A 26303-nucleotide genomic window follows, 5' to 3' on the forward strand; every position below is an offset into this window, starting at 1 on the left:
CGCAGATGCCAAGCTATCCAAAGGTCAAATTGTGCATTGCGGCAAACGCAATTGCCTCGCTTTCGTCTTTCCCGGCGATGGCAATTCAATCTCAGTCAACGCAGGGTTAAAGGAAAGGATTGCAATCCCTCGCATCCGCCTGCAAACCTGTTCCCGGTGCGGCAGGGGCGCGGCGCGGATTGCTCGGTCAAGGGGAAAAACAGCATTTCAGATATGCCGAAACGATGCAGGGCGATTTGCCCGGCACGGCGGAAATCCTGTTTCCCGTTCACCGTGCCGGCGATCTTGTGGCTTATGATCTGCCCACACTTGTCGGCAAGCCGAACCTGCGAGCTGTCGCCTCCCAAAAAATCGCCGTATGCGTCGCCGAGGAGCGCGCATTCGGCCACGATTTTCTTTTCGTTCCGGTTTTCATCGGCTGCGGTGCGATCCTCTGGTTTTCCCTCAACACCTCGCCTTCATTCTCCGTTCTGGCGATCACATGTCTTATCGCCACCGGTCTGGCGTTTTTCGCGAAATATCGCTCGGGCTTTGCAGCCACGGCGTGTGGCCTTCTCGCGCTGCTTTTGCTGGGCATGCTTTTCGCCGGGGTCGAAACGTGGCGTGCGGGAACAGTGGTGCTGGATACGCCCGTCACCACCACCATCACCGGCACGGTGACCCGAAGGGAGGTGGATGCGCGCGGGGACTGGCGATATGTGGTGCAACTCACCGCAACGGAAGCGCCGGGATTGTCACGCCCGCCGGGGAAGGTCTCGCTCCTGTCACGTGGGGGAGGCGAGCCCGCCGCCCTCGGCGCGACCATTCGTGGCAAGGCGCGGCTTTCGCCGCCATCCGGCCCGGCTCTGCCGGGCCTCAACGATTTCGCCTTCGCCTCCTATTTCAGGGGCATAGGCGCGACCGGATTCTTCTATAAGCCGCCACAGACGGTAACTCCACCCGGCATCGACGCGAAGACGGGCTGGCTGGAATGGGCCGACATGCGGCTCTATGGCCTTCGCACCGCCATTGCCGAGCGCATCCGCAACACCATCGGCGGCGATGCCGGCGCCTTTGCCGCCTCCATCGTCACCGATGAGAGACAGGCCATATCCGCCGAAACGATGGAAGCGTTGCGGCTCTCAGGCCTTGCCCATATCGTCGCCATATCCGGGCTCAACATGGCGCTGGCGTCGGGCATATTCTTCGTGGGGCTGAGGCTTGCCTTCAGCCTTTTTCCGGCATTTGCGCAGCGCTGGCCCGTGAAGAAGATTTCGGCCTTCGCCGCGCTCTTGATGACGCTCGCCTATTACCTGATTTCAGGTTTCGCCGTCTCCGCCGAACGCGCCTGGCTGATGATGTCGGTGATGCTGATCGCGGTACTGTTCGATCAACCCTCGCTCAGCCTCAGGAATGTTGCGCTTTCCGCTTTGGTCATTCTCGCTTTTTCGCCCTCGGAAATCATGGGTCCGAGCTTCCAGATGTCTTTTGCCGCGACCATCGCGCTCGTCGCCTCCTATGCCGCCTGGAGCCGCTGGTGTATCGATCGCGAGCGTCTGTTTATCGGGCGCAAACCGGCATGGATGACGGTGGCGCAAACGGCGGGCGCCATCGTTGGCGGTGTCATCACGACGTCGCTGATCGGCGGTCTTTCGACGGCGATCTATTCGGTCGAGCATTTTCAGCGTGTCACCACCTATGGACTTTTCGCCAATCTGGCTGCCATGCCGCTGATGTCGCTGATCGTCATGCCTTTCGGCCTTGTCGCCATGCTGCTGATGCCTTTCGGGCTGGACGCGCCATTTCTAAAGGTCATGGGGTACGGCATGGCTCTCGTCATCGAGGTTGCGCAGGAGGTGGCGTCCTGGGGCGGAAGCGCTGCGACGGGCCGGCCGCACGGGTGGTTTCTGGGGCTCGCCTCGGCTGGTTTTCTGCTGCTGACATTGCTGCGCAGCCGGCTTGCGCTTCTGGGCATGCCGCTTCTGCTCCTTGCCTTTGGCCTGTCAGCCGCCACGGCCTATCGCGATCCGCCCGATTTGCTTGTTCATGAGGATGGCGAGCTGGTGGCGCTGCTGGAGGACGGCAAAGCCTACACGACGAAGGCTCAGCCGCAGGGTTTCGTTTATGGCCAATGGCAAAGGGCGCTGCTTTTACCGGAGCAGCCTGTGCCGCCGGTCTTTCTAAAGACCGAGGCCACGGCTAACACCGTGGCTTTGGCCCCGAAGGGAAAGCTTGATCCGCAAGAGATGAGCGCGGTTGCACGGCAGATGACGGCGGCCCTGAGAGACGCCGAGCCCGGTGTTTTCACCTGCAGCAAAGGCACATGGTGCGTTGCGCGCGCGGGAAGCGGCGAATGGATCATCGTTCTGGAAGATGGCCGCTTTGCCGGAAAGGCTTGCGATATCGCCGATATCGTTATCGTCTCCCGCAGAACGTCCTTCTCCCAATGCCGCTCGGGTGCACTTCTGCTGAACCGGGATATCCTGCGACGGACCGGTTCGCTGGAAATGGACTTTGCCGGCAACGAGCAGGCAGCGGTCGTCGGCAGGCTGCGCGCCGCAATCGCCGGCATGGACAGGCCCTGGAGCGAACATCGCTATTACGACTGGAAAAGCGGCCGTTTCGATCACGACGTGCCTGATGCCATCATGCGGTTGCTGGCGGCATCGCAATAAAGTGCCGCCGGCATGGACCGTCAGGGCTTGATGCGCAGATCCGCGGTCAATTCGCCGATCCCGCTAATTTCCTCTTCATGCGCCGCATCGCGCCAGACTTCCTTCAGTCCGGCCTCGTACCATTCGCGCATCGCGGGAAGGGCGAGCAGCCGGTCGCAATAGGCTTTCGTCGCGGGCGAAAGTTCCGCGCCATAAGTCTGGAAACGAAATGCCACCGGGCAGAAGAAGGCATCGACCGCCGTGAATTTCTGGCCGGCAAGAAAAGGCCCGCCGAATTTCGCGAGGCCTTCGCTCCACAGCGTATCGATGCGCTTTATATCGGCCGCAAGCCCGGTATCGCCACCCTTCGGCTTTACCCGAATGCCGACCGACATCGGGTAGAGATTGCGCAGCGAGGAAAAGCCCGCATGCATTTCGCTCGCCGCCGAACGTGACCAGGCCCGTGCCTGCTTGTCGGTCGCCCAGACGCCCTGGTGTCTTTCCGCCAGATATTCGGCGATCGACAGCGATTCCCAAACCGTCACGCCCTCATCGACAAGGCAGGGCACCTTGCCGGTCGGCGAGAAGGTGGAGAAGGAAACGCCTTCTCCGAACGGAACGAGTTTTTCATCGAAGGCGATGCCGAGCGTGCGCATCAACACCCAGGGCCGTAGCGACCATGAGGAGTAATTCTTGTTGGCGATATAAAGATCGTACATGACATGTTTCCCCGATATGACGCGCATTTCTATACCGGCGGATGGCCTTTGGAATATTGCAAATAATCCATGGCTCCCATAAGCCGCGTTGATGAATGGGAAGGTGAGGGAAGGGAGAAGGAGGCATATCCACGTCACCGCCCGGAGATGAGGGCGAAACACATCCTCTCTTTACTTGCGCAGGGCCGCATTGTTCCAGGGAACAAGCCAAGATGCCTCAAAGGGAGCGTCCTCTTCTCGATGACGCCCCTGGCGAAAAAAGGCGGGCTGCCAATTAATGATAACGGCGGATCAGCCCTACGAGCTTGCCCTGGATTTTCACCCGGTCCGGTCCGAAAATGCGGGTCTCATAGGCGGGGTTGGCGGCTTCCAGAGCGATGGAGGCTCCCTTGCGGCGGAAACGCTTCAGGGTCGCTTCTTCATCATCCACCAGTGCTACGACGATGTCGCCCGGATTGGCCGTGTTGCCGTTGCGAATGATGACGGTATCGCCATCAAAAATGCCGGCTTCGATCATCGAGTCGCCCTTGACCTCAAGAGCGTAATGTTCGCCCGAGCCGAGCATGTCGACCGGGACGGCCACATCATGGGTGTTGTTCTGGATGGCGGAAATCGGCACACCGGCGGCGATGCGGCCCATGACCGGCACGGTGGCGGCGCCGGCGAAATCATTGGTGGGCGCCTTGGGGGCAGGGGCCGGCTCCGGCGTCTTCGGTTTGCCAAGGCTGCCTTCGATGACGCTCGGCGAGAAGCCGCGCTGCGGCCTTGCACCCGGCGCATAGGCCTCAGGCAATTTGATCACTTCCAGCGCCCGCGCCCTGTTAGGTAGCCGGCGAATGAAGCCGCGCTCCTCGAGTGCCGTGATTAGCCGGTGGATGCCGGATTTGGATGCAAGATCGAGTGCGTCCTTCATTTCATCGAAGGAGGGCGGCACGCCGGACTCTTTCATTCTTTCATGAATGAAGAGAAGCAATTCCTGCTGTTTGCGCGTGAGCATGAGGAAAACACCCTTGAGAATCGTCGTTGAAGTCGCGAAACAAATACAGAACGAACACTATATGTTCCATATGTGTTCCGCAATCCCCTAAAACTTCGTGAAGGGTGCATCGCAGATCGTGATTTGATCGTCGAAACTATCAACAAAGCAGATCTAACGATGTGTGCCGCATCTTGAATACCAGAAACCACCGATCGGAGAGACCCGGCCGGTGGTTTCTGGCTGCCGTTTGCTACGGCTCTTATATCAGTAGATCGTGAGCGCAGGAATGAAGCTGACCGCGATGAGGAGCAGCATCGCCATGGTGAAGAACGGCCACAATTCCTTCGTCGTCGCGCCGAGCGGCGCTCTGGCTATGGAGGACGAGATGAAGAGTGTGGTGCCGATCGGTGGCGTATAGAGCCCGATACCGAGATTGATGACCATCATCATGCCGAGCTGCACCCGGTCGAGCCCGATCATATCGGCGAGCGGCACGAAGATCGGTCCGAGCAGCAGGATCGACGGCGGCAGATCGAGCGGCATGCCGATGATCAGCATCAGGATGTTCATCATGAGAATGATCAGGATCGGGTTGGAGATATTCTCGGCCACCCAGGTGGCGAAATGCTGGGGCGCCTGATCGAAGGTCAGCACCCAGCCCACCGCCGCACTGCCCATGATGACCAGCATGACGACGCCGGTTGCGGAACCAGCTTCGACGAAATTGTCGCAGAAACGCTTCCACGTCAGATCGCGATAAAAGAAGATGCTGAGCACGAGCGAATAGACGACGGAAAGAACGGCCACTTCGGTTGGCGTTGCAAAGCCGAAGCGCAGGCCGAGGATGATCAGGATCGGAAGGAGGATCGCCGGCAGGCTGCGGAATGCAAGTAGCGCCAGATCGCGCTTGCGGGTGCTTTCGTCACGCACCGCATAACCGCGCCGCACGGCAATGGCCCAGCAGACGAAGATGAAACCGGCGGCCATAAGCAGGCCCGGCAGTATGCCCGCGATGAACAGATTGGCGATGCTGACGCCGCTGACCAAAGAATAGAGGATCATCGGGATCGACGGTGGAATGAGTACGTCGATGACCGCTGAAGTGGCATTGTTCGCCGCGCAGAGGGGAGCGGGGTAACCCTGGCGCTTTTGCCATGGAATGAGCACCGAACCGAGTGCGCTCGCGTTGGCGACCGCGGAGCCGGACACGCCGCCGAACACGACCGACGAAATGACGGTGGTGGAAAGCGGGCCGCCGCGCCAGCGCTGCATGGCCTTGGAGGCGAGTTCCAGAAGCTGGGTTCCGAGTTTGCCGCCGAGCATCAGCGTGCCCGCGAGCATGAAGAACGGCAGCGCCAGCATCGGGAAAGACTGCGTCTGGTCGTAAACCTGCTGCGCCACGATCGAAAGCGGCACATAACCGTTCCACAGAACGGCGACGCCGGCAGAGATGATCAGTGCATAACCGACCGGAACCGCAATCATCATGAGAATACAAAATGCAATGATCATCACGATGGTCATAGCGGCATCTCCTCGGTTGCACCGTGCGGGCGGGCATGCCAGCCGCTGGAGAGAATGCGCAGGCTCGCGGTTGCGGTCGTGACCGAGACCAGTGCCGCGCCGAAGGCGATGGAATAATATCCGATGCTGTTGGGCAGTTGCAGCACAGGGCTGATTTCCGCACCGGCGATCTCGGCGACGACAAGCGCCTGCTGCGCGAGAATGACGAAACTTGCGACCGTCACGAGATTGGCGAACAGCAGAACCGCCACCTTGCCGCGTTCGTCGAACTTGTCATAAATCCATTCAACCGCCATATGCGCGCCGCTCTGCGCGGCAAGGGTAATGCCGGCGACGATGAACCATGGAAACAGCATGGTTGGCAGTTCTTCCGCAAAGTCCAACCCGCCGGAAGTCGATAGATAGCGGACGATGACGTTTGCCGTCATGATGACCGTGAGCAGAATGCCGGTTGCCACGATGACGATGCGGCAGAGGGTGGCGATGAAACTGTCAACGCGATTGGCGGCGGACAAGGCTCCTTCGAGCATTGGCGCATCTCCTGAAAACTGAAACCGTATGAATGTCGGCGTGAGCGAGGCTCCCGCCGATCCTGTCGGTGGACATGAAGGCGAGGCCCGGCATCCTGATCCTCAGCCCTTGGCAGCCTTTTCCAGCTCGGCGACGAAATCGCCGAAGGGCTTCTGCTTCCATGTCTCCAGCACCTGCGCGGTCGCTTTCGCGAAGGCCGCGTGGTCGAGGTCTTCCACCACCTCGATGGCGGCATTGGCCCTGAAGGCGGCCAGTGACGCGCTTGCCTTTTCCGCCGAGAGTTTGCGCTGAAGCGCGCCTGCCTCCTTCGCAGCCGCCTTGACCGCCTCAAAATCCTTGCCCAGCCGCCCCTCGGCGAATTTGGACATCAGGAACGGGGTGGACTCCCATTTATGGGCGGTGAGGCTGATATGTTTGTTGACCTCGTAAAGCTTGGAGCTTTCGATATTCACGAGCGGATTTTCCTGCCCGTCAACGACACCCTGCTGAAGCGCGATGTAGAGTTCGCCAAACGCGATCTGAACCGTCGCCGCATCCAGCGCCTTGAAGATATCCATGGTCATCGGGTCGGCCGGCGTGCGGATTTTCAGGCCCGCGACGTCCTGTGGCTTGGTGATGGCGTGTTTGGAGTTGGAGACATGGCGGATGCCGTTATCCCACCAGTCGAGCGGCACGATGCCGACCTTCTGGAAACGCGCATCGAGCGATGCGCCGACATCGCCCTCGAGTACCTTGATCGCCTGATCGGCGTTGCTGAACAGGAAGGGTAGGCCAAGCGCCGCGAGTTCTGGAACAACGCTCGAAACCGGACCCTGGCTGTTGGCGGTGAAATCCAGCGCCCCGGTGCGCAGGCTGGTCAGCATGGCGGCGTCGCTGCCAAGCGTTTCCGAACCGGCGACATTGATCGCCACGCGGCCTTCGGTTTTCTGGGCAACGAGTTCCGCGAATTTCGCGGCCGCCAGCGTGCGAGGATTGCCCGGCGCAGCCCCATGGCCGAGCGTCAGCGTCGTGGCGGCCCGGGCGTTGCGGGCCGTCGTCAGAACGGCCGGCGCAGCCAGCGCCAGTCCGGTACCGGTCAGGAACATACGCCTGTTGATGGAAATACTCATTTTTCTCCTCCCTGGATTTAAACACTCTCGGCGTTGTCCGACCACGCGGATAACGCGCTCCACTCCCTTGAAACCGCCGGCTCCCCCGGGCTGATTCCGCACCATGTCTGAGCTTCAGCCTTTAGACCGAACCGTGCGGTACTTCAAAATTTTCATTCTCCAGCCACGCCCTTGCGCGCGCCACGATCATCGCCGTCGAGATGCCGTAGCGGTCATGCAGGGTGGGCAGCGCGCCTGCATCCAGAAAAGCATCGGGCAGGGCGATCTGCCGCAGGCGCGGCACCCGGCCGCTTTTCATCAGCGCCATCGCCACGGCCTCTCCAAGCCCGCCGATTTCGCTGTGGTTTTCCGCCACGATGACCAGACGATCCGCCCGGTCCACTTCCGCGAAGATCGAGGCGGTATCGAGCGGCTTGATGGTGGGGGAATGCAACACGGCGCAGCCGACGCCCTCCTTCTCAAGCAGGGCAGCCGCTTCGAGAACCCGCATCGTCAATATGCCGGACGATATGAAAAGAACCTGCGCACCATCGCGGATAAGCTTCGCCTTGCCGAGTTCGAACCGATAGCCATATTCTTCGAGCACCACCGGCACCTGGCCGCGCAGCAGGCGCATATAAACGGGGCCGTTAAAATCCGTGATGGCTGGCACCGCGCCTTCTATGTCGGTCGCATCGCACGGGTCGATGATCGTCATGTTCGGCAGCGCGCGAAAGATCGCCAGATCGTCGGTTGCCTGATGGCTGGGGCCGTAACCCGTCGTCAGGCCGGGCAGGGCGCAGACGATCTTCACCGGCAGGTTTTCCTCGGCAATCGCCATGGCGATGAAATCATAGGCGCGGCGGGCGGCAAAGACCGCATAGGTGGTCGCAAAGGGCACGAAACCTTCGCGCGCCAGACCGGCCGCAGTGCTCATCAGGAGCTGCTCGGCCATGCCCATCTGATAAAAGCGCTCGGGAAAGGCTTTGGCGAAAATATGCAGGTCGGTATATTTGCCGAGATCGGCGGTGAGGCCGACAATATCCTCCCGTTCCTTCGCCAGCTGAACAAGGGCGTGACCGAAGGGAGCAGGCCGTGTCGGCTGGCCTTCGGCGGCGATGGAGGCGATCATCGCCGATGTGGTGAGGCGCTTCTGCGGGGCTGCTGTACTCATTGCGGCCGTCCTTCCTCAAGGGCGTCGAGCGCCAGTTTCCATTCATGCGCTTCCACGCGAATGAAATGGGTGATTTCGCGGTTTTCGAGAAAGGGCACGCCGCGGCCCATCCGGGTATCGAAAATGATGGCGCGCGGCCTGTCATCGGTAAGTGATATTGCGATATCGAAGGCCTCGCGAACCTTGTCGATATCGTTGCCGTCCACGCGCTGCACGTGCCAGCCGAAGGCCGCGAATTTGGCGTCCACGGGTTCGGAGGACAGCATCTCGCGGGAAGGGCCGTCCGCTTGTTGATTGTTGAAATCCACAAGATTGATGAGATTGCCGAGCCTGTGATGGGACGCGCCCATCGCGGCCTCCCAAGTGGAACCTTCGCCCAACTCGCCATCCGACATCAGGTTGATGATGAACCGGTCGGAATTCTTGCGCTTGAGGCCAAGAGCCATGCCCACCGCAATGCCAAGCCCATGGCCGAGCGATCCGCCGGTGATTTCCATGCCCGGCGTATAGGAGGCCATGCCGGACATGGGCAGGCGCGACCCATCGCAGCCATAGGTCTCCAGCTCGTCTTCCGGGATGATGCCCGCCTCGATGAGCGCCGCGTAAAGCGCAATCGCATAATGGCCGATGGAAAGCAGAAACCGGTCGCGGCCTTCCCAATGCGGATCGTCCGCCCGGTAACGCATGGTGTGAAACCAGGCCACCGCCAGAACATCGGCAATGCCGAGCGCCTGGCCTACATAACCCTGGCCCTGCACCTCACCCATCAAAAGAGCGTTGCGCCGGATGCGCCAGGCGCGTTCCGCCAGCGATACATTCGCCAGCGCCGCTTCCTTCGTTGCATCTGTGTCCGAATACGCCTGAGCCATGGTTTCCTCCTCCCGGTCAGAAAAATCGAAGCCGATTTTCCGGCTTCGAAAGGGCTTTGTCAGTGAATGAGCATTCCGCCATTCACGTCGACAACCGCGCCGGTGACGTACGAGGAGAGATCCGAGGCGAGGAAGAGATAGATATTGGCGACATCGATGGCGTCGCCGAGACGGTTTAGCGGAATGCCCTTGAGAATGTCGCGGCGCATATCGTCGGTCAGCTTGCCGCCGGTAATGTCGGTCTGGATCAGGCCGGGAGTGACGGAGTTGACGCGAATGCCGTCGGGGCCGAATTCACGCGCCATGGCCTTTGCGAGACCCAGAACGCCCGCCTTGGCCGCCGAATAATGCGGCCCGCCGAAAATGCCGCCGCCACGTTGCGCGGAGACGGACGACATGCAGGCAATCGAGCCGCCGCCATTGTCGCGCATATTGGGAATGAAGGCCTGGCTGAAATTCAGCACACCGGTCATGTTGACATCGACGATGCGCTGCCAGTCTGCGCCGGTAATGTCGAGCGTCTTCACCGGCTGGGTAATGCCGGCATTATTGATGAGGATATCGATCTTGCCGAAAGCGGCGATGACTTTTTGCGCGGCCGCCTCGCAGGAGGCGCGATCCGCCACATTGCCGCCGACCCCGAGATGCTCGCCGCCATCCACTTTTTCAAGCGAGGCCGCAGCTTCGATGCTGCCGGCTTCATCCAGATCCACGATGGCGACGCGGGCGCCGTGGCGGGCGAAAAGTTCCGCCGTGGCGCGGCCGATGCCGCGTTTGCTGGCGGCGCCTGAAATAACCGCGGTCTTTCCATTCAACAACATAAGCAATCCTCCCAAGCCGGGCGGGCCGGCTTCATACGCTTGACGGCGGTGCTCCCGACCTGCCGCCGCATCCCGTCCTGCGACGAATGCAGCCTCGATATTGCAGATGGGGAGAGGGCGCTTCAAACGCGAAGTTTACATCATCTCATGAATCTGCTTCAGTAATCGAATGTTGAACGGCATTTCACTCACCTCCATCCGCGCCTTCGAATCCGCCGCCCGGCTCGGCTCATTCCGGGCCGCTGCCGATGAGCTCAACCTGTCGGCGAGCGCCGTCAGCCATGCCATCGTCAAGCTCGAAAGGGTGCTCGGTACGCCGCTTTTCGAGCGCACCACACGAACGGTGCGCCTGACGGCGGCGGGGCAGACGCTTCTGACACATGCATCGAACGCCTTCGAGGAGTTGCGGCAGGGCATTGAGGTAGTGTCCTCCAACCGCTCCCATCTTCTGCGCCTGCATTGCGCGCCGAGCTATGCGGCGCAGGTATTGTCGCCGCGCCTGCCGCAATTTTTAAACGCCAATCCGGGCATTGAGGTGCGGCTGGCGGCCAGCACCGCCTATGTGCGTTTCGTCGATGGTGAATTCGATGCCGATATCATCTATGGCGAACCGCAGGGAGACGATCTCATCATCATTCCGCTGGGCAGAGAGCGTGTCACGCCGCTGTGCTCGCCGTCGCTCGCGGACGAGATCAGGACACCCCGCGATTTGAACCGTCAATTGCTTATTCGAAGCGACAACAAACGTCTGCAATGGCCGGACTGGTTCGAGGCTAATGGGCTCGGCAAGCCGCCCATTCAGGCCATGAGTTTCGACCGCAGTTTCCTGGCGATCGATGCCGCCGCCAATGGCGTCGGCGTGGCGCTGGAATCGACACGGCTTGCCCATCGCGAGATAAAATCCGGGCGGCTGGTCGCGCCCCTGAGCGGCGCGACGCAGGACCTCCACTATGTCGGCCATTATCTCGCTTATCCCAAATCCGGCAGCCAGCGCAGGCTGGCAAGACGGTTTGCCGACTGGCTGATCGAAGATCTTCAGGATCCCGCATTTGAATAGGAATGCGGTTGTTACGTGAATTGAATTCACTGGCGCGTTAATTTTTTCCGCTTGCTCACGAACGGAGCTCTCCGTCATTTTCCGGTCGGAATAATGAGGTTGCAGCGTGATTGGCATCGTCCCTTCGGCTGCGGCTCAAGGGGAGGATCGCATGAAAGATCGCATCATATCGGCGTCCGGCGCGCCATATGACGGCTATGGGCGCGAGGAGATGCTGGAAAGCATCGCCAGGATCGGTTTTCGCCATGTGGAGCCTGCCTTTATCGTCGGTTACACCGAACAATTTGATGAAAGCGCGTTCCTGCCGGCTGAAATGGCGTCATGGCGCCGGTCGCTTGATGATGCCGGGCTGGGCTGCCATGCCATGTCGTCGCATATCGATCTTGGACTGGACGATTCCGTAGAAATTTTCACCGGCAGAATGGCTTTTGCAGCGGGAATCGGCGCGAGGGTTATCGCCACAAATGCCTCGGCCCGGCAACGCGAAGACCGGTTCCTGCGCAATATCGAAGTGCTTCTGCGTCGTGCTGAGGCCTTCGGCATCGTGATCGGGCTGGAAAATCCCGGCGATGGCAGCGACAACCTTTTCAACATCGCGCAGGAGGGCGTCGCGCTCACGCGTCGTTTCGGCTCCCCATGGCTGGGGCTGAATTATGACGCGGCCAATACCGCGTCCCATCGTCCGCAACTCAAAAATTTTGCCGATGACGCGGTGGCGGCGCTGCCTGCCTCGGTCCACGCGCATATCAAGGACGTGAAACGAACGCCGGAAGGCTGGTTTTTCGTGCCGGTGGGCGAAGGCGATATCGATTGCCACAAGCTGCTCGGTGAGATTGCCAAAAAGCCGGAGATGCCGATCAGCATCGAGTTTCCAGCCCGCCTGCACCGTCGCGCGGATGCCCAGCCGGTAAGGCGTATCAGTCCTGCATCGCTTCGAGAAATAGAGCAGGCGCTGACGGTTTCGCTTCACGCGGTCAAAAGAGGATTGGCCGGGGGCGGAGCCGCAAGCTCGGCCGCTGTCGCCTGAGAGGCGGCCTGAGAAGCGGCCCGAGAAGCGATAGGGGCTGGCGCGTAGACGGCATAAAGGAGGAGAGTAATGCAGAGATTTGTGAATAATCCCGACGAGGTGGTCGAGGATACGGTGAAAGGCTTCGTCAAGGCCCATCGCGACATCGTGCGCCTTGCGGAAAATCCGCGTGTCGTCGTTGCCAGGGGCGCGCCGGTCGCCGGCAAGGTCGGTGTTGTCACGGGCGGCGGCTCGGGCCACGAGCCGGCCTTTATCGGTTACACCGGCCGCAACATGCTGGATGCCGTCGCCGTCGGCGAATTATTTTCATCACCCACGGCCAAGAGCTTTCACGACGCGATCCGCGAAGCCAATGGCGGCAGGGGCGTGATCGTGCTCTACGGCAATTATGCCGGCGACAATATGAATGTGAAGATGGCGACAAAACTCGCCGCCAAAGACGGCATCGAGATCGCCACCGTCGTCGCCAATGACGATGTGTGTTCCGCGGCCCCCGAGGAGCGTGAGAAACGCCGCGGCGTCGCCGGCGAAATCTTCATGTGGAAGATCGGCGGCGCCAAGGCGGCAAGCGGCGCTTCGCTGGAGGATGTGCGGGCCACCGCCCAGAAGGCCATCGACAATTGCCGCTCCATCGGCGTCGGTCTCGGCCCCTGCACCCTGCCGGCGGTCGGCCATCCCAACTTTCAGATCGAACCGGGCACGATGGAAGTGGGCATAGGCCACCACGGCGAACCCGGCGTTCGTGTCGAGACGCTGAAATCCGCCGCTGATGTGGCGAAGGACATGTGCAAGATCGTGCTCGATGATCACAACCTGCCGGCCGGCAGCGAGGTGGCGGTGCTGGTCTCCGGCCTTGGCGCGACGCCGGTCAACGAACTCTACATCCTCAACGACACGATAGAATCCGAGATTTCGGCGCGTGGCCTGAAAATCCACAAAACCTATATCGGCAACTATTTCACGTCGCTTGAGATGGTGGGCGCGACTTTGACCGTGATGGCGCTGGATGACGAGCTGAAACCGCTGCTCGATGCCGAAGCACTTTGCACCGTTATGCTGTGAGGAGAAAATTCATGCAGTCTTTTCAGAACGCCAGGGCCGGCGACATCGTTCTCTCCATGGCCGAAAGGATCATCGAAAACCGCGCCTATCTCAGCGAGATCGACGGCAAGATCGGCGATGGCGACCATGGCGTGAACATGGCCAAGGGATTCGGCATGGCGGCAGACCGGCTGAGAGGGCAGGACGCCTCGCTTGCCAAGGCGCTCGATACGCTCGGCACGATCCTGATGACGGAAATCGGCGGTTCCATGGGGCCTCTTTATGGGGTGCTGTTTACGGAATTCGCCGAGAAGATCGAAAATGCCGAGGTTATCGATGCACCGTCCTTCAGCAGAATGCTGCATGCCGGTCTTGAAGGCGTCAGTTCCATCGGTTCGGCCAAGGTGGGCGACAAGACGCTGCTGGATACGCTGGTGCCGGCCGTGACGGCATTCGACAACGCCACCGCCTCGGGCGCGTCATTCCACGATGCTGCCGCAGCCCTTGTCGCTGCCGCCGAAACCGGCAGGGATTCGACTATCAATCTCGTGGCGAAGATCGGCCGCGCCAGCCGTCTCGGTGAGGGCTCGCTCGGTGTTCTCGATGCGGGCGCCACCTCCTGCGCGCTCATCCTGCGCAGCCTTGCCGAAGGCGCGCAGGCCAGATTGCAATCCTGAAAATAGGACATGTCTGCTGAAGCCGACGAGGCTCGCACGCGAATAACGGGAGACACCGAAATGAGAATTGTCGCGGGCGCCGACAGCGCCGGAAAACCACTGCTGGATGCGGTGCTCGCCCATCTTTCCAGCAGGCAAGGGCTGACCGTCGTGGATCGAAGCCAGGACGGATTTTATGCCGATCTGGCCGAAGCCGTGGCCGGCAGCATCATCGCCGGTGAATTCGATCGCGGTCTCTTGTTTTGCGGAACCGGCATCGGCGTCTGCATTTCCGCCAACAAGGTGCCCGGCATCCGCGCCGCCTTGACCCATGATACTTATTCCGCCGAACGTGCGGCGAAATCCAACAACGCCCAGATCATCACCATGGGCGCCCGCGTGATCGGACCGGAACTGGCGAAAGCCATCGTCGACACCTGGCTGGCATCGGATTTCGATCCGAAAGGGTCTTCGGCGAAAAACGTGGAGGCGATCAACCGTCTCGATGCATGCCGGTGAGCCATAGGCACGTGACCAGGCCTGTCCGGCGAAGCTGACTGTTTGCATTGCTGGCGTCATTTGTGCTTTTGTCACGCGCAAACCCGCAGCACAGGGGCTCGAAAATGGCGAACCGAAATAGTGTCGATCATCTCGTTTTGCCGGTACAGTCTCTTGCCGTGGCGAAAGACCGCCTTGAGCTTCTCGGCTTCACCGTCGCGCCGGAGGCCCTCCATCCCTTCGGAACGCAGAATGCCTGCGTTTTCTTCACGGACGGCACCTATCTGGAACCGCTCGCGATTGCTGACCCGGCTAAATATAATGAATCGGTGAACAGGGGCGACGTGTTCACCGGTAGGGATCGGGCCTTTCGGCAGCGTCATGGCGAGGACGGTTTTTCGGCCCTGGTGGCAAGAAGCGAAAGCGCCATTGCCGATCATGACAGGTTTTCCGCATCCGGCTTCTCGGCAGGCGATATCTTTGAATTTTCACGGCCCGTGCGGATGCCGGACGGCTCACAGAGTGAGGCGGCATTCCGGCTGGCATTCGCAGCGAGCGGCGCGGCTTCGGATTTCTTTCTGTTCAGCTGCCAGCGATTGCTGGCTTTGCCGAACGACCGGGCGGCGCTGGAGCGCCACGCCAATGGTGCTTCCGGCATCAGCGAGATCGTTCTGTTTTCCGGCGGCGATCCGAACGCGGTCCGTCTGATCGAAACGGTATTTGCCTGTCAGGAGGAGATGTCTCCGGATGGAGATATTATTTTTGCGACCGGCAACGCGCACATCAGGCTGAACCAAAAACCGGCCTTCAGCGAAAGCCTGCCCAATTCTCCGAATGGCCTGCACGGAGCAGGCGTCGTCTTTTCCGTTCACGATCTTGCCGTGACAGAAGCGGTGCTTGCTGCTAATGGCGTCTCCAGCGCAGAAGCGGACGGCCGTCTTGTGGTGTCCGCCGCGCCCGGTCAGGGCGTTGCATTCGCCTTCGAGGAAAAATGATGAGCGTTACGAACAATCTCAAAGTCACCGCCGGCGACGGCGCCAATTCGGTTTCCTTTTCCAATAGCGAGCGATTTTCCCTGATTGCCGGCCCCTGCCAGATGGAAAGCCGGGAACATGCTTTCATGATCGCCGGTGTCCTGAAGGAGCTTTGCGACAAGCTGGGGATCGGGCTCGTTTATAAGTCGTCCTTCGACAAGGCGAACCGTACGTCGCTTTCCGGCAAGCGCGGTATCGGCCTTGACAGCGCTATGCAGGTTTTCGCCGATCTCAAGAAGGAATTCGGCTTTCCTGTTTTGACTGACATTCACACCGAAGAACAATGCGCCATCGTGTCCGAAGTGGTGGATGTGCTGCAAATCCCGGCCTTTCTCAGCCGCCAGACCGATCTTCTCGTCGCCGCCGCGAAAACCGGCCGCGTTATCAACGTCAAGAAGGGCCAGTTCCTCGCCCCCTGGGACATGAAGAACGTGCTGGCCAAGCTGAATGAGAGCGGCAATCCGAATGTGCTTCTGTGCGAGCGCGGCGCCTCCTTCGGTTACAACACGCTTGTTTCCGACATGCGCTCGCTGCCGATCATGGCTTCGCTCGGCGCGCCTGTTGTCTTTGACGCCACGCATTCGGTTCAGCAGCCGGGCGGGCAGGGCGGCTCCACGGGCGGCCAGCGCGAATTCGTCGAGACGCTCGCGCGGGCGGCGGTTGCTGTCGGTGTCGCCGGGCTCTTCATCGAAACCCATGAGGACCCGGACAATGCGCCGTCCGACGGCCCCAACATGGTTCATCTGAAGGACATGCCGAAACTGCTCGAAAAGCTGCTTGCTTTCGACGCCATTACCAAAGCCTGAGGGGCGGAGGCGTTACGGCGGGCACAGTCTGTGCCAATCGATTTTAATGGCGGGCGGGCCGTTTCTGCCGCCCGTCGTCATTGTAATTTCTTCGCCATCGTCTAAGACAGGCGACGGAAAATATCTGTTCCATTCCCAAGGGAGAGACCATGACTGCCATTACCGATATCATCGCGCGCGAAATCCTCGACAGCCGCGGCAACCCGACCGTTGAAGTCGATGTTTACCTCGAAGACGGCTCCATGGGCCGTGCCGCCGTTCCTTCGGGCGCCTCCACCGGCGCGCATGAGGCGGTTGAGCTGCGCGATGGCGGCAAGCGTTATCTCGGCAAGGGTGTGGAAAAGGCGGTCGAAGCCGTCAATACGGAAATCTTCGACGCCATCGGCGGTTTCGATGCCGAGAACCAGATCCAGATCGACCAGACGATGATCGTGCTCGACGGCACGCCGAACAAGTCGCGCATCGGCGCCAACGCCATCCTCGGCGTATCGCTCGCTGTCGCCAAGGCTGCTGCCGAAGCCTCCGGCCTGCCGCTTTACCGTTATGTCGGCGGCCCGAACGCACATCTGCTGCCGGTTCCGATGATGAACATCATCAATGGCGGCGCGCATGCCGATAACCCCATCGACTTCCAGGAATTCATGATCCTGCCGGTCGGCGCGGAAAACATCCGCGAAGCCGTGCGCATGGGTTCTGAAGTGTTCCATACGCTGAAGAAAGAACTGGCGGCACAGGGCCACAACACCAATGTCGGCGACGAGGGCGGTTTTGCACCGGGTCTCGAAAGCGCGCCGGCCGCGCTCGATTTCATCATGAAGTCGATTGAAAAGGCCGGCTACCGCCCGGGCGACGACATGTTCGTCGGTCTCGACTGTGCCTCGACCGAATTCTTCAAGGACGGAAAATACGTTCTCGAAGGCGAAGGCCGCACGCTGGAGTCGGGCGCAATGGCGGAATATCTGGCGGAACTCGTTGCCAAGTACCCGATCATTTCCATCGAAGACGGCATGGCCGAAGACGACTGGGAAGGCTGGAAGACGCTGACCGATCTCATCGGCAATAAGTGCCAGCTCGTCGGCGACGATCTCTTCGTCACCAACTCCGCGCGCCTTCGTGACGGCATCAAGATGGGCGTTGCAAACTCCATCCTCGTCAAGGTCAACCAGATCGGCTCGCTCTCCGAGACGCTGGATGCGGTCGAGACGGCGCACAAGGCCGGTTACACCGCCGTCATGTCGCACCGTTCGGGCGAAACGGAAGATTCCACCATCGCCGATCTCGCTGTTGCGACGAACTGCGGTCAGATCAAGACCGGCTCGCTTGCCCGTTCCGACCGGCTCGCAAAGTACAACCAGCTGATCCGCATCGAGGAAATGCTGGGCCCGCAGGCTGCCTACGCCGGCCGTTCGATCCTGCGCGGTTAATTCGCGTTCGGGTTTCTTGATGTGGCCCGTTGCCTGGCGGGTTCGTTTAAGCGGCGAGTGGTATGGTCCGCACTCCGTCACCCCGGACTTGATCCGGGGTCCAGCGCGATCAAGTCCTTGATCGCGAAAGACTCTTCTCACAGCGCAGACGCGCTGTGGCTGGATGCCGGATCAAGTCCGGCATGACGAGCGTTCTTTTAGCGTCTTTGCCAATCCAGCCCGCCTTTCGGCGGGCTTTTTAATGCCCATTTGCCAATCGCCCGTTAAGGTCAACGGATAGTTAAACAATCCGCCTTAGTCTCGAGACTCAGGTTATGCGTTTTAAGGCTTCTCTCCGGCATGTGGACCAGACATCATAAAAAGAGACGATTCGGTCGGCTGATCGTTCCGGCCATCACGATCGCTTTTCTTTCCTATTTCGGGTATCATTCCATCCATGGCGACTTCGGCCTGCAGGCGACGGAGCGGCTGGAGCGGCAGCGTGTCACCCGCACTGCGGAGCTTGCAAAGCTGACGCAGGCGCGTGTGGCGCTGGAGCGGCAGGTGGAATTGATGAGCGATGGCTCGCTGGAGCGGGACATGATCGACGAGATTTCCCGTTACCAGCTGAATATGTCCCGCACGGACGAAATCGTCATCATGAACACATATTTCTGATTAACCTGAATCAAGTTAATTTAACATTTCTGATTTATTCACAGCATCTTAGCGTGAATATGTGCCATGCGTTTAAAGCATTGCTGCATGGCATTTTCTTGCATATGGTACGCGCCACTCTATCCATTCAAATGGCAACTCAGGGAGGGATGAATGGCGCCGCGAAAATCAGCGACCGTATCCGGCCGCAAGACCACGGCAAAGGCTGCAACCGAATTCACCGGCAAGAACAGCCCCGACTTCTCCAAGGAAGACGAACTTCACGCTTACCGTGAAATGCTGCTCATCCGCCGCTTCGAGGAAAAGGCCGGCCAGCTCTACGGTATGGGCTTTATCGGTGGTTTCTGTCACCTCTACATCGGTCAGGAAGCCGTTGTTGTCGGCATGCAGATGTCGCAGAAGGAAGGCGATCAGGTCATCACCGCTTATCGTGACCACGGCCACATGCTGGCTCTGGGCATGAGCGCGCGTGGCGTCATGGCCGAATTGACCGGCCGCCGCGGCGGTCTGTCAAAAGGCAAGGGCGGCTCCATGCACATGTTCTCCAAGGAGAAGCATTTCTATGGCGGCCACGGCATCGTCGGCGCTCAGGTTTCGCTTGGAACCGGTCTTGCTTTCGCCAACAAATATCGCGGCAACGACAATGTCTCCGTGACCTATTTCGGCGATGGCGCGGCCAACCAGGGCCAGGTCTATGAGAGCTTCAACATGGCTGCTCTCTGGAAACTGCCGATCATCTATATCGTTGAAAACAACCGTTACGCCATGGGCACCTCGACCGCCCGCGCCACGGCCCAGTCGAACTATTCGCTGCGTGGCCAGTCCTTCGGAATTCCCGGCGTTCAGGTGGATGGCATGGATGTGCGCGCCGTCAAGGCCGCAGCCGACCAGGCACTGGAACATTGCCGCTCCGGCAAGGGTCCGATCATTCTGGAAATGCTGACCTACCGTTACCGTGGTCACTCCATGTCCGACCCGGCGAAATACCGTTCCAAGGACGAAGTGCAGAAGATGCGCTCCGAACATGACCCGATCGAGCAGGTCAAGGCACGGCTTCTGGAGCAGGGCTGGGCAAGCGAAGACGAACTCAAGGCCATCGACAAGGATGTCCGTGATATCGTCGCCGACAGCGCCGACTTCGCCCAGAACGACCCAGAGCCGGATGTATCCGAGCTCTACACCGACATTCTGCTCTGATCGGGAAAGGGAAACCCATGCCAGTAGAAATTCTTATGCCCGCCCTTTCCCCGACCATGGAGGAAGGCACGCTTTCCAAATGGCTTAAAAAGGAAGGCGACAAGGTCACCTCCGGCGACGTGATCGCCGAGATCGAGACCGACAAGGCGACCATGGAAGTGGAAGCCGTGGACGAGGGCGTCATCGGCAAGCTGCTGATCGATGCCGGCACCGAAGGCGTCAAGGTCAATACGCCGATCGCAGTCCTCATCCAGGAAGGCGAAAGCGCCGACGATGTCGCGTCCGCTCCCGCGCCGAAGGCTGAAGCCGCAAATTCCGATTCGGATGCGGCCGGCGGCAAGACCCGCGAAGCAACCGAGGAGCCGAGTGCTGCCAAGGAAACCGCCAAGGTTCCGGCAGCACCCAAGATCGAAGTCGCAGCCGATCCGGACATCCCGGCAGGCACGGAAATGGTGATGACGACGGTGCGTGAAGCGCTGCGCGACGCCATGGCCGAAGAAATGCGCGCCGACGAAAAAGTCTTCGTCATGGGTGAGGAAGTCGCCGAATATCAGGGCGCCTACAAGATTACCCAAGGTCTGTTGCAGGAATTCGGTGAGCGTCGCGTCATCGATACCCCGATCACCGAGCACGGCTTTGCCGGTATCGGCGTCGGTGCGGCGATGACGGGCCTGCGGCCGATCGTCGAGTTCATGACCTTCAACTTCGCCATGCAGGCGATCGACCAGATCGTCAACTCGGCGGCAAAGACGCTTTACATGTCGGGTGGCCAGATGGGCGCTCCGATGGTGTTCCGCGGTCCTTCGGGCGCTGCTGCCCGCGTCGGTGCACAGCATTCGCAATGTTACGCCGCATGGTACAGCCATATTCCGGGTCTCAAGGTCGTCATGCCTTACACCGCAGCTGACGCGAAGGGTCTGCTCAAGGCCGCCATCCGCGATCCGAACCCGGTCATCTTCCTTGAGAATGAAATTCTCTACGGCCAGAGCTTCGAAGTGCCGAAGCTCGATGATTTCGTGCTGCCGATTGGCAAGGCGCGCATTCACCGCAAGGGCAAGGATGCGACCATCGTTTCCTTCGGCATCGGCATGACCTACGCGATCAAGGCCGTTGCGGAACTCGAAAAGCTCGGCATCGACGTCGAACTGATCGATCTGCGCACCATCCGCCCGATGGACCTGCCCACCGTCATCGAATCGGTCAAGAAGACCGGTCGTCTGGTCACGGTCGAGGAAGGCTTCCCGCAGTCATCGGTCGGTGACTTCATCGCCAACCAGGTCATGCGCGCCGCTTTCGATTATCTCGATGCGCCGATCCTGACGATCGCCGGCAAGGATGTTCCGATGCCTTACGCGGCAAACCTCGAAAAGCTGGCTCTGCCGAACGTCGATGAAGTCGTTCAGGCCGTCAAAACCGTCTGCTACAAGTAAGGGGAGGCGTTTCGATGCCGATAAACATCACCATGCCTGCCCTTTCTCCGACGATGGAAGAGGGCAATCTGGCCAAGTGGCTGGTCAAGGAAGGCGACAAGGTCGCACCCGGTGACGTGATCGCCGAGATCGAGACCGACAAGGCGACCATGGAAGTGGAAGCCGTTGACGAAGGCACGGTCGCCAAGCTGGTCGTTCCCGCCGGCACCGAAGCGGTCAAGGTCAACGCCCTGATCGCCATCCTCGCCGCCGATGGCGAAGATGTTGCCGAAGCGGCAAAGGGCGGCGCCGCCGCGCCTGCCAAGGCCGAGGCTCCGAAGCAGGAAGCTGCAAAGGCTGAAGCGCCGAAGGAAGAATCTGCCCCGGCCAAGGCTGAAAAGCCGGCCGCCGATCAGGCTGCCGCATCTTCCACGCCGGCTCCGGTCGCAAAGTCCGGCGAGCGCATCTTCGCTTCGCCGCTTGCCCGCCGTCTCGCCAAGGAAGCCGGTCTCGACCTCTCGGCCGTTTCCGGTTCCGGCCCGCATGGCCGTATCGTCAAGACCGACGTGGAAAAGGCCGCCGCTTCCGGCGGTGCGAAGGCCGCACCGTCTGCCGCTGCATCCGCAGGCGCACCGGCTCCGGCGCTTGCCAAGGGCCCGTCTGACGAAAGCGTCCTCAAGCTGTTCGAACAGGGTTCCTACGAGCTTGTGCCGCATGACGGCATGCGCAAGGTCATCGCCAAGCGTCTGGTCGAATCCAAGCAGACGGTTCCGCATTTCTACGTTTCCGTGGATTGCGAGCTCGATACGCTTCTGGCGCTGCGCGCCCAGCTCAATGCGGCTGCTCCCGAAAAGGACGGCAAGCCCGCCTACAAGCTGTCGGTCAACGATATGGTCATCAAGGCGCTGGCTCTTGCCCTGCGCGATGTGCCTGATGCCAACGTCTCCTGGACGGAAAGCGCCATGGTCAAGCACAAGCATTCGGATGTCGGCGTTGCCGTTTCCATTCCGGGTGGCCTGATCACGCCGATCATCCGCAAGGCGGAAGAGAAGTCGCTCTCCACCATCTCCAACGAGATGAAGGACTACGGCAAGCGCGCCAAGGAGCGCAAGCTGAAGCCCGAGGAATATCAGGGCGGCACGACCGCCGTGTCCAACATGGGCATGATGGGCGTCAAGAGCTTCTCGGCCGTCATCAACCCGCCGCATGCCACCATTCTGGCCGTCGGTGCGGGTGAAGAACGCGCTGTCGTGAAAAACGGCGAGATCAAGATCGCCAACGTCATGACGGTCACGCTCTCCACCGACCACCGCTGCGTCGATGGCGCGCTCGGAGCCGAACTGATCGGCGCCTTCAAGCGCTACATCGAAAACCCGATGGGCATGCTGGTTTGATCGGAGAGTGACATGGTGAAGTCGGTCCTCTGCTTTGGCGATTCCCTGACATGGGGATCGAACGCGGAAACGGGTGGCCGGCATAGCCATGACGATCTCTGGCCGAGCGTCTTGCAAAAGGCGCTTGGCCCTGACGTGCATGTCATCCACGAAGGTCTTGGCGGTCGCACCACCGCCTATGACGACAATACCGCGGATTGCGACCGCAACGGTGCGCGGATTCTTCCGACGTTGTTGCACAGCCATGCGCCGCTTGATCTGGTGATTATCATGCTTGGCACCAACGACATGAAACCGGCGATCCATGGGTCGGCGATTGTTGCCATGAAGGGCGTGGAGCGGCTTGTGAAACTCACGCGCAACCACATCTGGCAGGTGCCGGACTGGGAAGCGCCTGACGTGCTGATCGTCGCTCCGCCGCAGCTTTGCGAGACGGCAAATCCTTTCATGGGCGCGATCTTTCGTGATGCGATCGATGAATCGGCGATGCTGGCATCCGTTTACCGGGATCTGGCCGACGAGCTCGATTGCGGCTTTTTCGATGCGGGCTCCGTTGCCCGAACGACGCCGGTGGATGGCGTCCATCTCGATGCTGAAAATACGCGGGCCATCGGGCGAGGGCTGGAGCCCGTCGTCCGCATGATGCTCGGACTTTAAGAACAATTCCCGGTCGTGGCGCTGCTCGCGACCCGATAGGACAAGGCAGGATTTCCAATGGCTCAATCATATGACGTCATCATCATCGGTTCGGGACCGGGCGGTTACATTGCCGCGATCCGCGCAGCCCAGCTCGGCATGAAGGTTGCCGTCGTGGAGCGTGAGCATCTGGCCGGCATCTGCTCCAACTGGGGCTGCATTCCCACCAAGGCGCTGCTGCGCACCGCCGATGTCATGCACACCGCCACCCATGCGAAGGACTACGGCCTGACGCTGGAAGGCTCGATCAAGCCTGACGTCAAGGCAATCGTGGCGCGCTCGCGCGGCATTGCAGCGCGCATGAACAATGGCGTCGGTTTCCTGTTCAAAAAGAACAAGGTCGATATCATTTGGGGTGAAGCCAAGATCACCAAGCCGGGCGAGATCGTCGTTGGCAAATCCACCAAGCCGGTGGTGCAGCCGCAGGGTCCCGTGCCGAAGAATACGCTGGGCGAGGGCACTTACACCGCCAAGCACATCATCGTTGCGACGGGCGCCCGCCCGCGCGCACTGCCTGGCATCGAGCCGGATGGCAAGCTGATCTGGACCTATTTCGAGGCAATGAAGCCGGAAGAACTGCCGAAGTCGCTGCTCGTCATGGGCTCGGGCGCCATCGGCATCGAATTCGCCAGCTTCTACCGCACCATGGGCGTCGACGTCACCGTCGTCGAGATCATGAGCCAGGTCATGCCGGTCGAGGATGCGGAAATCTCCACCTTCGCCAAGAAGCAGCTCGAAAAGCAGGGCATGAAAATTCATCTGGAGACCAAGGTTTCCAAGGTGGAGAAGGGCGCGAACTCCATTACCGCGACGCTTGAGAAGAAGGACGGTTCTTCTGAAAAGATCACGGCTGATCGCATGATCTCGGCTGTCGGCGTCGTCGCCAATATCGAAGGTATCGGCCTTGAGGCTGCCGGCGTGAAGACCGATCGCGGCTTCATCGTCATCGACGGTTACGGCAAGACCAACGTGCCTGGCATCTACGCCATCGGCGACGTCGCCGGCCCGCCGCTGCTCGCCCACAAGGCCGAGCATGAGGCAGTGATCTGCGTCGAAAAGATCGCCGGTCTGCCGAATGTCCACCCGATGGACAAGCTGAAGATTCCAGGCTGCACCTATTGCAACCCGCAGGTCGCCTCGGTCGGTCTCACCGAAGCCAAGGCGAAGGAACAGGGTCGCGACATCCGCGTTGGCCGCTTCTCCTTTGCGGCGAACGGCAAGGCTGTTGCGCTCGGCGAAGATCAGGGCATGGTCAAGACCATCTTCGACAAGAAAACGGGTGAGCTGCTCGGCGCGCATATGGTCGGTGCGGAAGTGACCGAACTCATTCAGGGCTTCGTTGTTGCGATGAACCTCGAGACCACTGAAGAAGACCTGATGCACACGATCTTCCCGCATCCGACCATTTCGGAATCGATGAAGGAAAGCGTGCTTGATGCCTATGGGCGTGTGCTCAACGCATAAGTGCTCCGTGATACCCGGCATTGTCTAACCATGCCGGGTGTCCCATATGTCTCGATGCAGGCTCCTTAAAAGGGGCTGGTTCTTTCAGGGAGCGTGGGAATGGAAAGTGTAGGCTGGATTGCAGCAATCATCATCGGCGGTCTCGCCGGCTGGCTTGCGGGCAAGCTCATGGATATGCGCTTCGGCATTTTCATGAACATCGTCCTTGGCATTGTCGGTTCGGTGGTCGCTGTCGCCGTGCTGCGAACCTTCGATGTTTTCGTGCAGGACAGCAGGCTCGGCTATTTCGTCACCTCGTTCCTCGGCGCCAGCCTTTTGCTGTTTCTGGCGAAGCTAGTACGGCGCTGACAGGCCTCGTGGCCGGAAGGGGCTTACGCTTTTTCTGGAATTGTTCTAAAGCATCGGGCCAACAGATGTTTAGGTCGCCAGGGGCGATGGAAGCAGGTTTTTAATGGTCACTATTCTCGACAGGACGTCGTCCGACGAAAAGCGCATTCGCCACCCGGAAAAGGCGCATAAGCCCGATACCGAGGTCATGCGCAAGCCGGAATGGATCCGCGTCAAGGCGCCGACCTCCAAGGGCTATCACGAGACGCGTGAACTGGTGCGTTCGCACAAGCTGGTGACGGTGTGCGAGGAAGCCGGCTGTCCGAATATCGGCGAATGCTGGGACAAGAAGCACGCGACCTTCATGATCATGGGTGAAATCTGCACCCGCGCCTGCGCCTTCTGCAATGTCGCGACCGGCAAGCCCAATCCGCTGGATATGAACGAGCCGGAGAACGTCGCCAAGGCCGTCAAGCAGATGGGCCTTTCCCACGTCGTCATCACTTCGGTTGACCGTGACGATCTCGCCGATGGCGGCGCTGAACATTTCGAAAAGGTGATCTGGGCGATCCGCGCCGCGTCTCCGACGACGACCATCGAAATCCTCACGCCCGACTTCCTGAAGAAGCCCGGCGCGCTGGAGCGTGTCGTGGCCGCCAAGCCCGATGTCTTCAACCACAATATGGAAACCGTTCCGGGCAATTACCTCACGGTTCGCCCCGGCGCGCGCTATTTCCACTCCGTGCGCCTCTTGCAGCGGGTGAAGGAACTCGATCCCACCATGTTCACCAAGTCGGGCATCATGGTCGGCCTCGGTGAAGAGCGCAACGAAGTGCTGCAGCTGATGGACGACCTGCGCAGCGCCGATGTGGACTTCCTGACCATCGGCCAATATCTGCAGCCGACCCGCAAGCACCACAAGGTCGAGGCCTTCGTGACGCCAGAAGAGTTCAAGTCCTATGAGACGGTGGCTTACACCAAGGGCTTCCTGATGGTGTCGTCGAGCCCGCTGACCCGCTCTTCCCACCATGCCGGCGACGATTTCGAGCGCCTGCGTGCGGCCCGCGAAAAGAAGCTGCTGGCAGCTGCGGAGTAAGGGACAAAGGTTCGGCAACATAGGTTGCTGCCTTAGGCGATATACGCTCTCTCCACCGTCATGCTCGGGCTTGTCCCACTGCTGTCCGGTTTAAATTTGGTGGACATGGCGCACGGTGTTGATTCTACTCGTATTCGAGCGTTTGGCGACGATCTCGGACACGAAAGAGGAGCAACACCGTG

At 60.2% G+C, this 26303-nt stretch carries 25 protein-coding genes; 17 read left to right on the forward strand and 8 right to left on the reverse strand.

Translation table 11 applies throughout. The features are described from left to right. Positions 1–224: 224 nt before the first annotated feature. The gene (locus PIB16_RS05150) at positions 225–2654 is read left to right on the forward strand and encodes a ComEC/Rec2 family competence protein (RefSeq protein ID WP_271045127.1); all 2430 of its coding nucleotides are present in this window, start codon (positions 225–227) and stop codon (positions 2652–2654) included. 20 nt (positions 2655–2674) lie between these two features. Here the strand turns inward: PIB16_RS05150 and PIB16_RS05155 are convergent, their stop codons facing one another. The 8 genes from PIB16_RS05155 to PIB16_RS05190 all read right to left on the reverse strand — a co-directional run bounded on the left by PIB16_RS05155 (position 2675) and on the right by PIB16_RS05190 (position 10338). Continuing rightward, the gene (locus tag PIB16_RS05155) at positions 2675–3352 is read right to left on the reverse strand and encodes a glutathione S-transferase family protein (protein ID WP_271045109.1); all 678 of its coding nucleotides are present in this window, start codon (positions 3350–3352) and stop codon (positions 2675–2677) included. 274 nt (positions 3353–3626) lie between these two features. Beyond that, complete coding sequence (gene lexA, locus PIB16_RS05160; RefSeq protein WP_080856301.1) at positions 3627–4349, reverse strand: transcriptional repressor LexA; 723 nt, start codon at positions 4347–4349, stop codon at positions 3627–3629. Positions 4350–4595: 246 nt separating this feature from the next. Further along, on the reverse strand, positions 4596–5855 hold the full coding sequence (locus PIB16_RS05165; protein WP_271045110.1) for a TRAP transporter large permease subunit: 1260 nt from the start codon (positions 5853–5855) through the stop codon (positions 4596–4598). Next, the gene (locus PIB16_RS05170) at positions 5852–6385 is read right to left on the reverse strand and encodes a TRAP transporter small permease (protein ID WP_271045111.1); all 534 of its coding nucleotides are present in this window, start codon (positions 6383–6385) and stop codon (positions 5852–5854) included. Before PIB16_RS05170 ends, PIB16_RS05165 begins: the two co-directional genes overlap by 4 nt. Before the next feature lie 102 nt (positions 6386–6487). Continuing rightward, positions 6488–7495, reverse strand: coding sequence for a TRAP transporter substrate-binding protein (locus PIB16_RS05175; protein ID WP_271045112.1), 1008 nt, complete (start codon positions 7493–7495; stop codon positions 6488–6490). 121 nt (positions 7496–7616) lie between these two features. After that, on the reverse strand, positions 7617–8648 hold the full coding sequence (locus tag PIB16_RS05180; RefSeq protein WP_142845814.1) for a transketolase family protein: 1032 nt from the start codon (positions 8646–8648) through the stop codon (positions 7617–7619). Beyond that, positions 8645–9517, reverse strand: coding sequence for a transketolase (locus PIB16_RS05185; RefSeq protein WP_271045113.1), 873 nt, complete (start codon positions 9515–9517; stop codon positions 8645–8647). The genes PIB16_RS05180 and PIB16_RS05185 overlap by 4 nt, the downstream gene beginning before the upstream one ends. Positions 9518–9576: 59 nt before the next feature. Further along, complete coding sequence (locus tag PIB16_RS05190) at positions 9577–10338, reverse strand: SDR family NAD(P)-dependent oxidoreductase (protein ID WP_035262426.1); 762 nt, start codon at positions 10336–10338, stop codon at positions 9577–9579. A 169-nt stretch (positions 10339–10507) separates the two neighbouring features. Between PIB16_RS05190 and PIB16_RS05195 the strand changes: the two genes are divergently transcribed. The 16 genes from PIB16_RS05195 (at position 10508) to lipA (ending at position 26121) form a co-directional block, all read left to right on the forward strand. Beyond that, complete coding sequence (locus PIB16_RS05195) at positions 10508–11395, forward strand: LysR substrate-binding domain-containing protein (RefSeq protein WP_065653910.1); 888 nt, start codon at positions 10508–10510, stop codon at positions 11393–11395. A 151-nt stretch (positions 11396–11546) separates the two neighbouring features. Then, positions 11547–12422 carry a sugar phosphate isomerase/epimerase family protein gene (locus PIB16_RS05200; RefSeq protein WP_271045114.1) on the forward strand — a complete coding sequence of 292 codons (876 nt, stop codon included), beginning with the start codon at positions 11547–11549 and terminating at the stop codon, positions 12420–12422. Positions 12423–12491: 69 nt separating this feature from the next. Beyond that, entirely contained in the window at positions 12492–13484 is a 993-nt protein-coding gene (locus tag PIB16_RS05205; RefSeq protein ID WP_271045115.1) for a dihydroxyacetone kinase subunit DhaK, read from the forward strand. A gap of 11 nt (positions 13485–13495) precedes the next feature. Continuing rightward, positions 13496–14140: a dihydroxyacetone kinase subunit DhaL gene (gene dhaL, locus PIB16_RS05210; protein ID WP_271045116.1), complete on the forward strand. Its 645-nt coding sequence runs from the start codon at positions 13496–13498 to the stop codon at positions 14138–14140. A 60-nt stretch (positions 14141–14200) separates the two neighbouring features. Next, positions 14201–14638 (forward strand): D-erythrulose-4-phosphate isomerase, encoded by a 438-nt coding sequence (derI, locus tag PIB16_RS05215; protein ID WP_271045117.1) that lies wholly within the window; start codon positions 14201–14203, stop codon positions 14636–14638. Between the two features lie 104 nt (positions 14639–14742). Then, positions 14743–15612 carry a VOC family protein gene (locus PIB16_RS05220; RefSeq protein WP_271045118.1) on the forward strand — a complete coding sequence of 290 codons (870 nt, stop codon included), beginning with the start codon at positions 14743–14745 and terminating at the stop codon, positions 15610–15612. Continuing rightward, positions 15612–16457: a 3-deoxy-8-phosphooctulonate synthase gene (kdsA, locus tag PIB16_RS05225; protein WP_080856313.1), complete on the forward strand. Its 846-nt coding sequence runs from the start codon at positions 15612–15614 to the stop codon at positions 16455–16457. The genes PIB16_RS05220 and kdsA overlap by 1 nt, the downstream gene beginning before the upstream one ends. Positions 16458–16606: 149 nt before the next feature. Continuing rightward, entirely contained in the window at positions 16607–17881 is a 1275-nt protein-coding gene (gene eno, locus PIB16_RS05230; RefSeq protein WP_003521367.1) for a phosphopyruvate hydratase, read from the forward strand. A gap of 339 nt (positions 17882–18220) precedes the next feature. Then, positions 18221–18538: an FtsB family cell division protein gene (locus PIB16_RS05235; protein WP_271045119.1), complete on the forward strand. Its 318-nt coding sequence runs from the start codon at positions 18221–18223 to the stop codon at positions 18536–18538. 153 nt (positions 18539–18691) lie between these two features. Beyond that, positions 18692–19735, forward strand: a complete 1044-nt coding sequence (gene pdhA, locus PIB16_RS05240) for a pyruvate dehydrogenase (acetyl-transferring) E1 component subunit alpha (protein ID WP_065653902.1) — start codon at positions 18692–18694, stop codon at positions 19733–19735. Positions 19736–19752: 17 nt separating this feature from the next. Next, a complete protein-coding gene (locus PIB16_RS05245) occupies positions 19753–21165 on the forward strand; it encodes a pyruvate dehydrogenase complex E1 component subunit beta (protein WP_271045120.1) in 1413 nt (470 codons plus the stop codon). A 14-nt stretch (positions 21166–21179) separates the two neighbouring features. Then, positions 21180–22538 (forward strand): pyruvate dehydrogenase complex dihydrolipoamide acetyltransferase, encoded by a 1359-nt coding sequence (locus PIB16_RS05250; RefSeq protein WP_271045121.1) that lies wholly within the window; start codon positions 21180–21182, stop codon positions 22536–22538. A 12-nt stretch (positions 22539–22550) separates the two neighbouring features. Continuing rightward, positions 22551–23195 carry an SGNH/GDSL hydrolase family protein gene (locus PIB16_RS05255; protein WP_142845823.1) on the forward strand — a complete coding sequence of 215 codons (645 nt, stop codon included), beginning with the start codon at positions 22551–22553 and terminating at the stop codon, positions 23193–23195. Positions 23196–23252: 57 nt separating this feature from the next. Further along, positions 23253–24698, forward strand: coding sequence for a dihydrolipoyl dehydrogenase (lpdA, locus tag PIB16_RS05260; RefSeq protein WP_003502607.1), 1446 nt, complete (start codon positions 23253–23255; stop codon positions 24696–24698). 99 nt (positions 24699–24797) lie between these two features. Then, entirely contained in the window at positions 24798–25046 is a 249-nt protein-coding gene (locus PIB16_RS05265; RefSeq protein ID WP_042619429.1) for a GlsB/YeaQ/YmgE family stress response membrane protein, read from the forward strand. A 103-nt stretch (positions 25047–25149) separates the two neighbouring features. Beyond that, entirely contained in the window at positions 25150–26121 is a 972-nt protein-coding gene (gene lipA / locus PIB16_RS05270) for a lipoyl synthase (RefSeq protein WP_078053954.1), read from the forward strand. The last annotated feature ends 182 nt before the right edge of the window (positions 26122–26303 follow it).

This window comes from Agrobacterium sp. ST15.13.015 (genome assembly GCF_027871645.1).
GTDB classification, from domain to species: domain Bacteria; phylum Pseudomonadota; class Alphaproteobacteria; order Rhizobiales; family Rhizobiaceae; genus Agrobacterium; species Agrobacterium leguminum.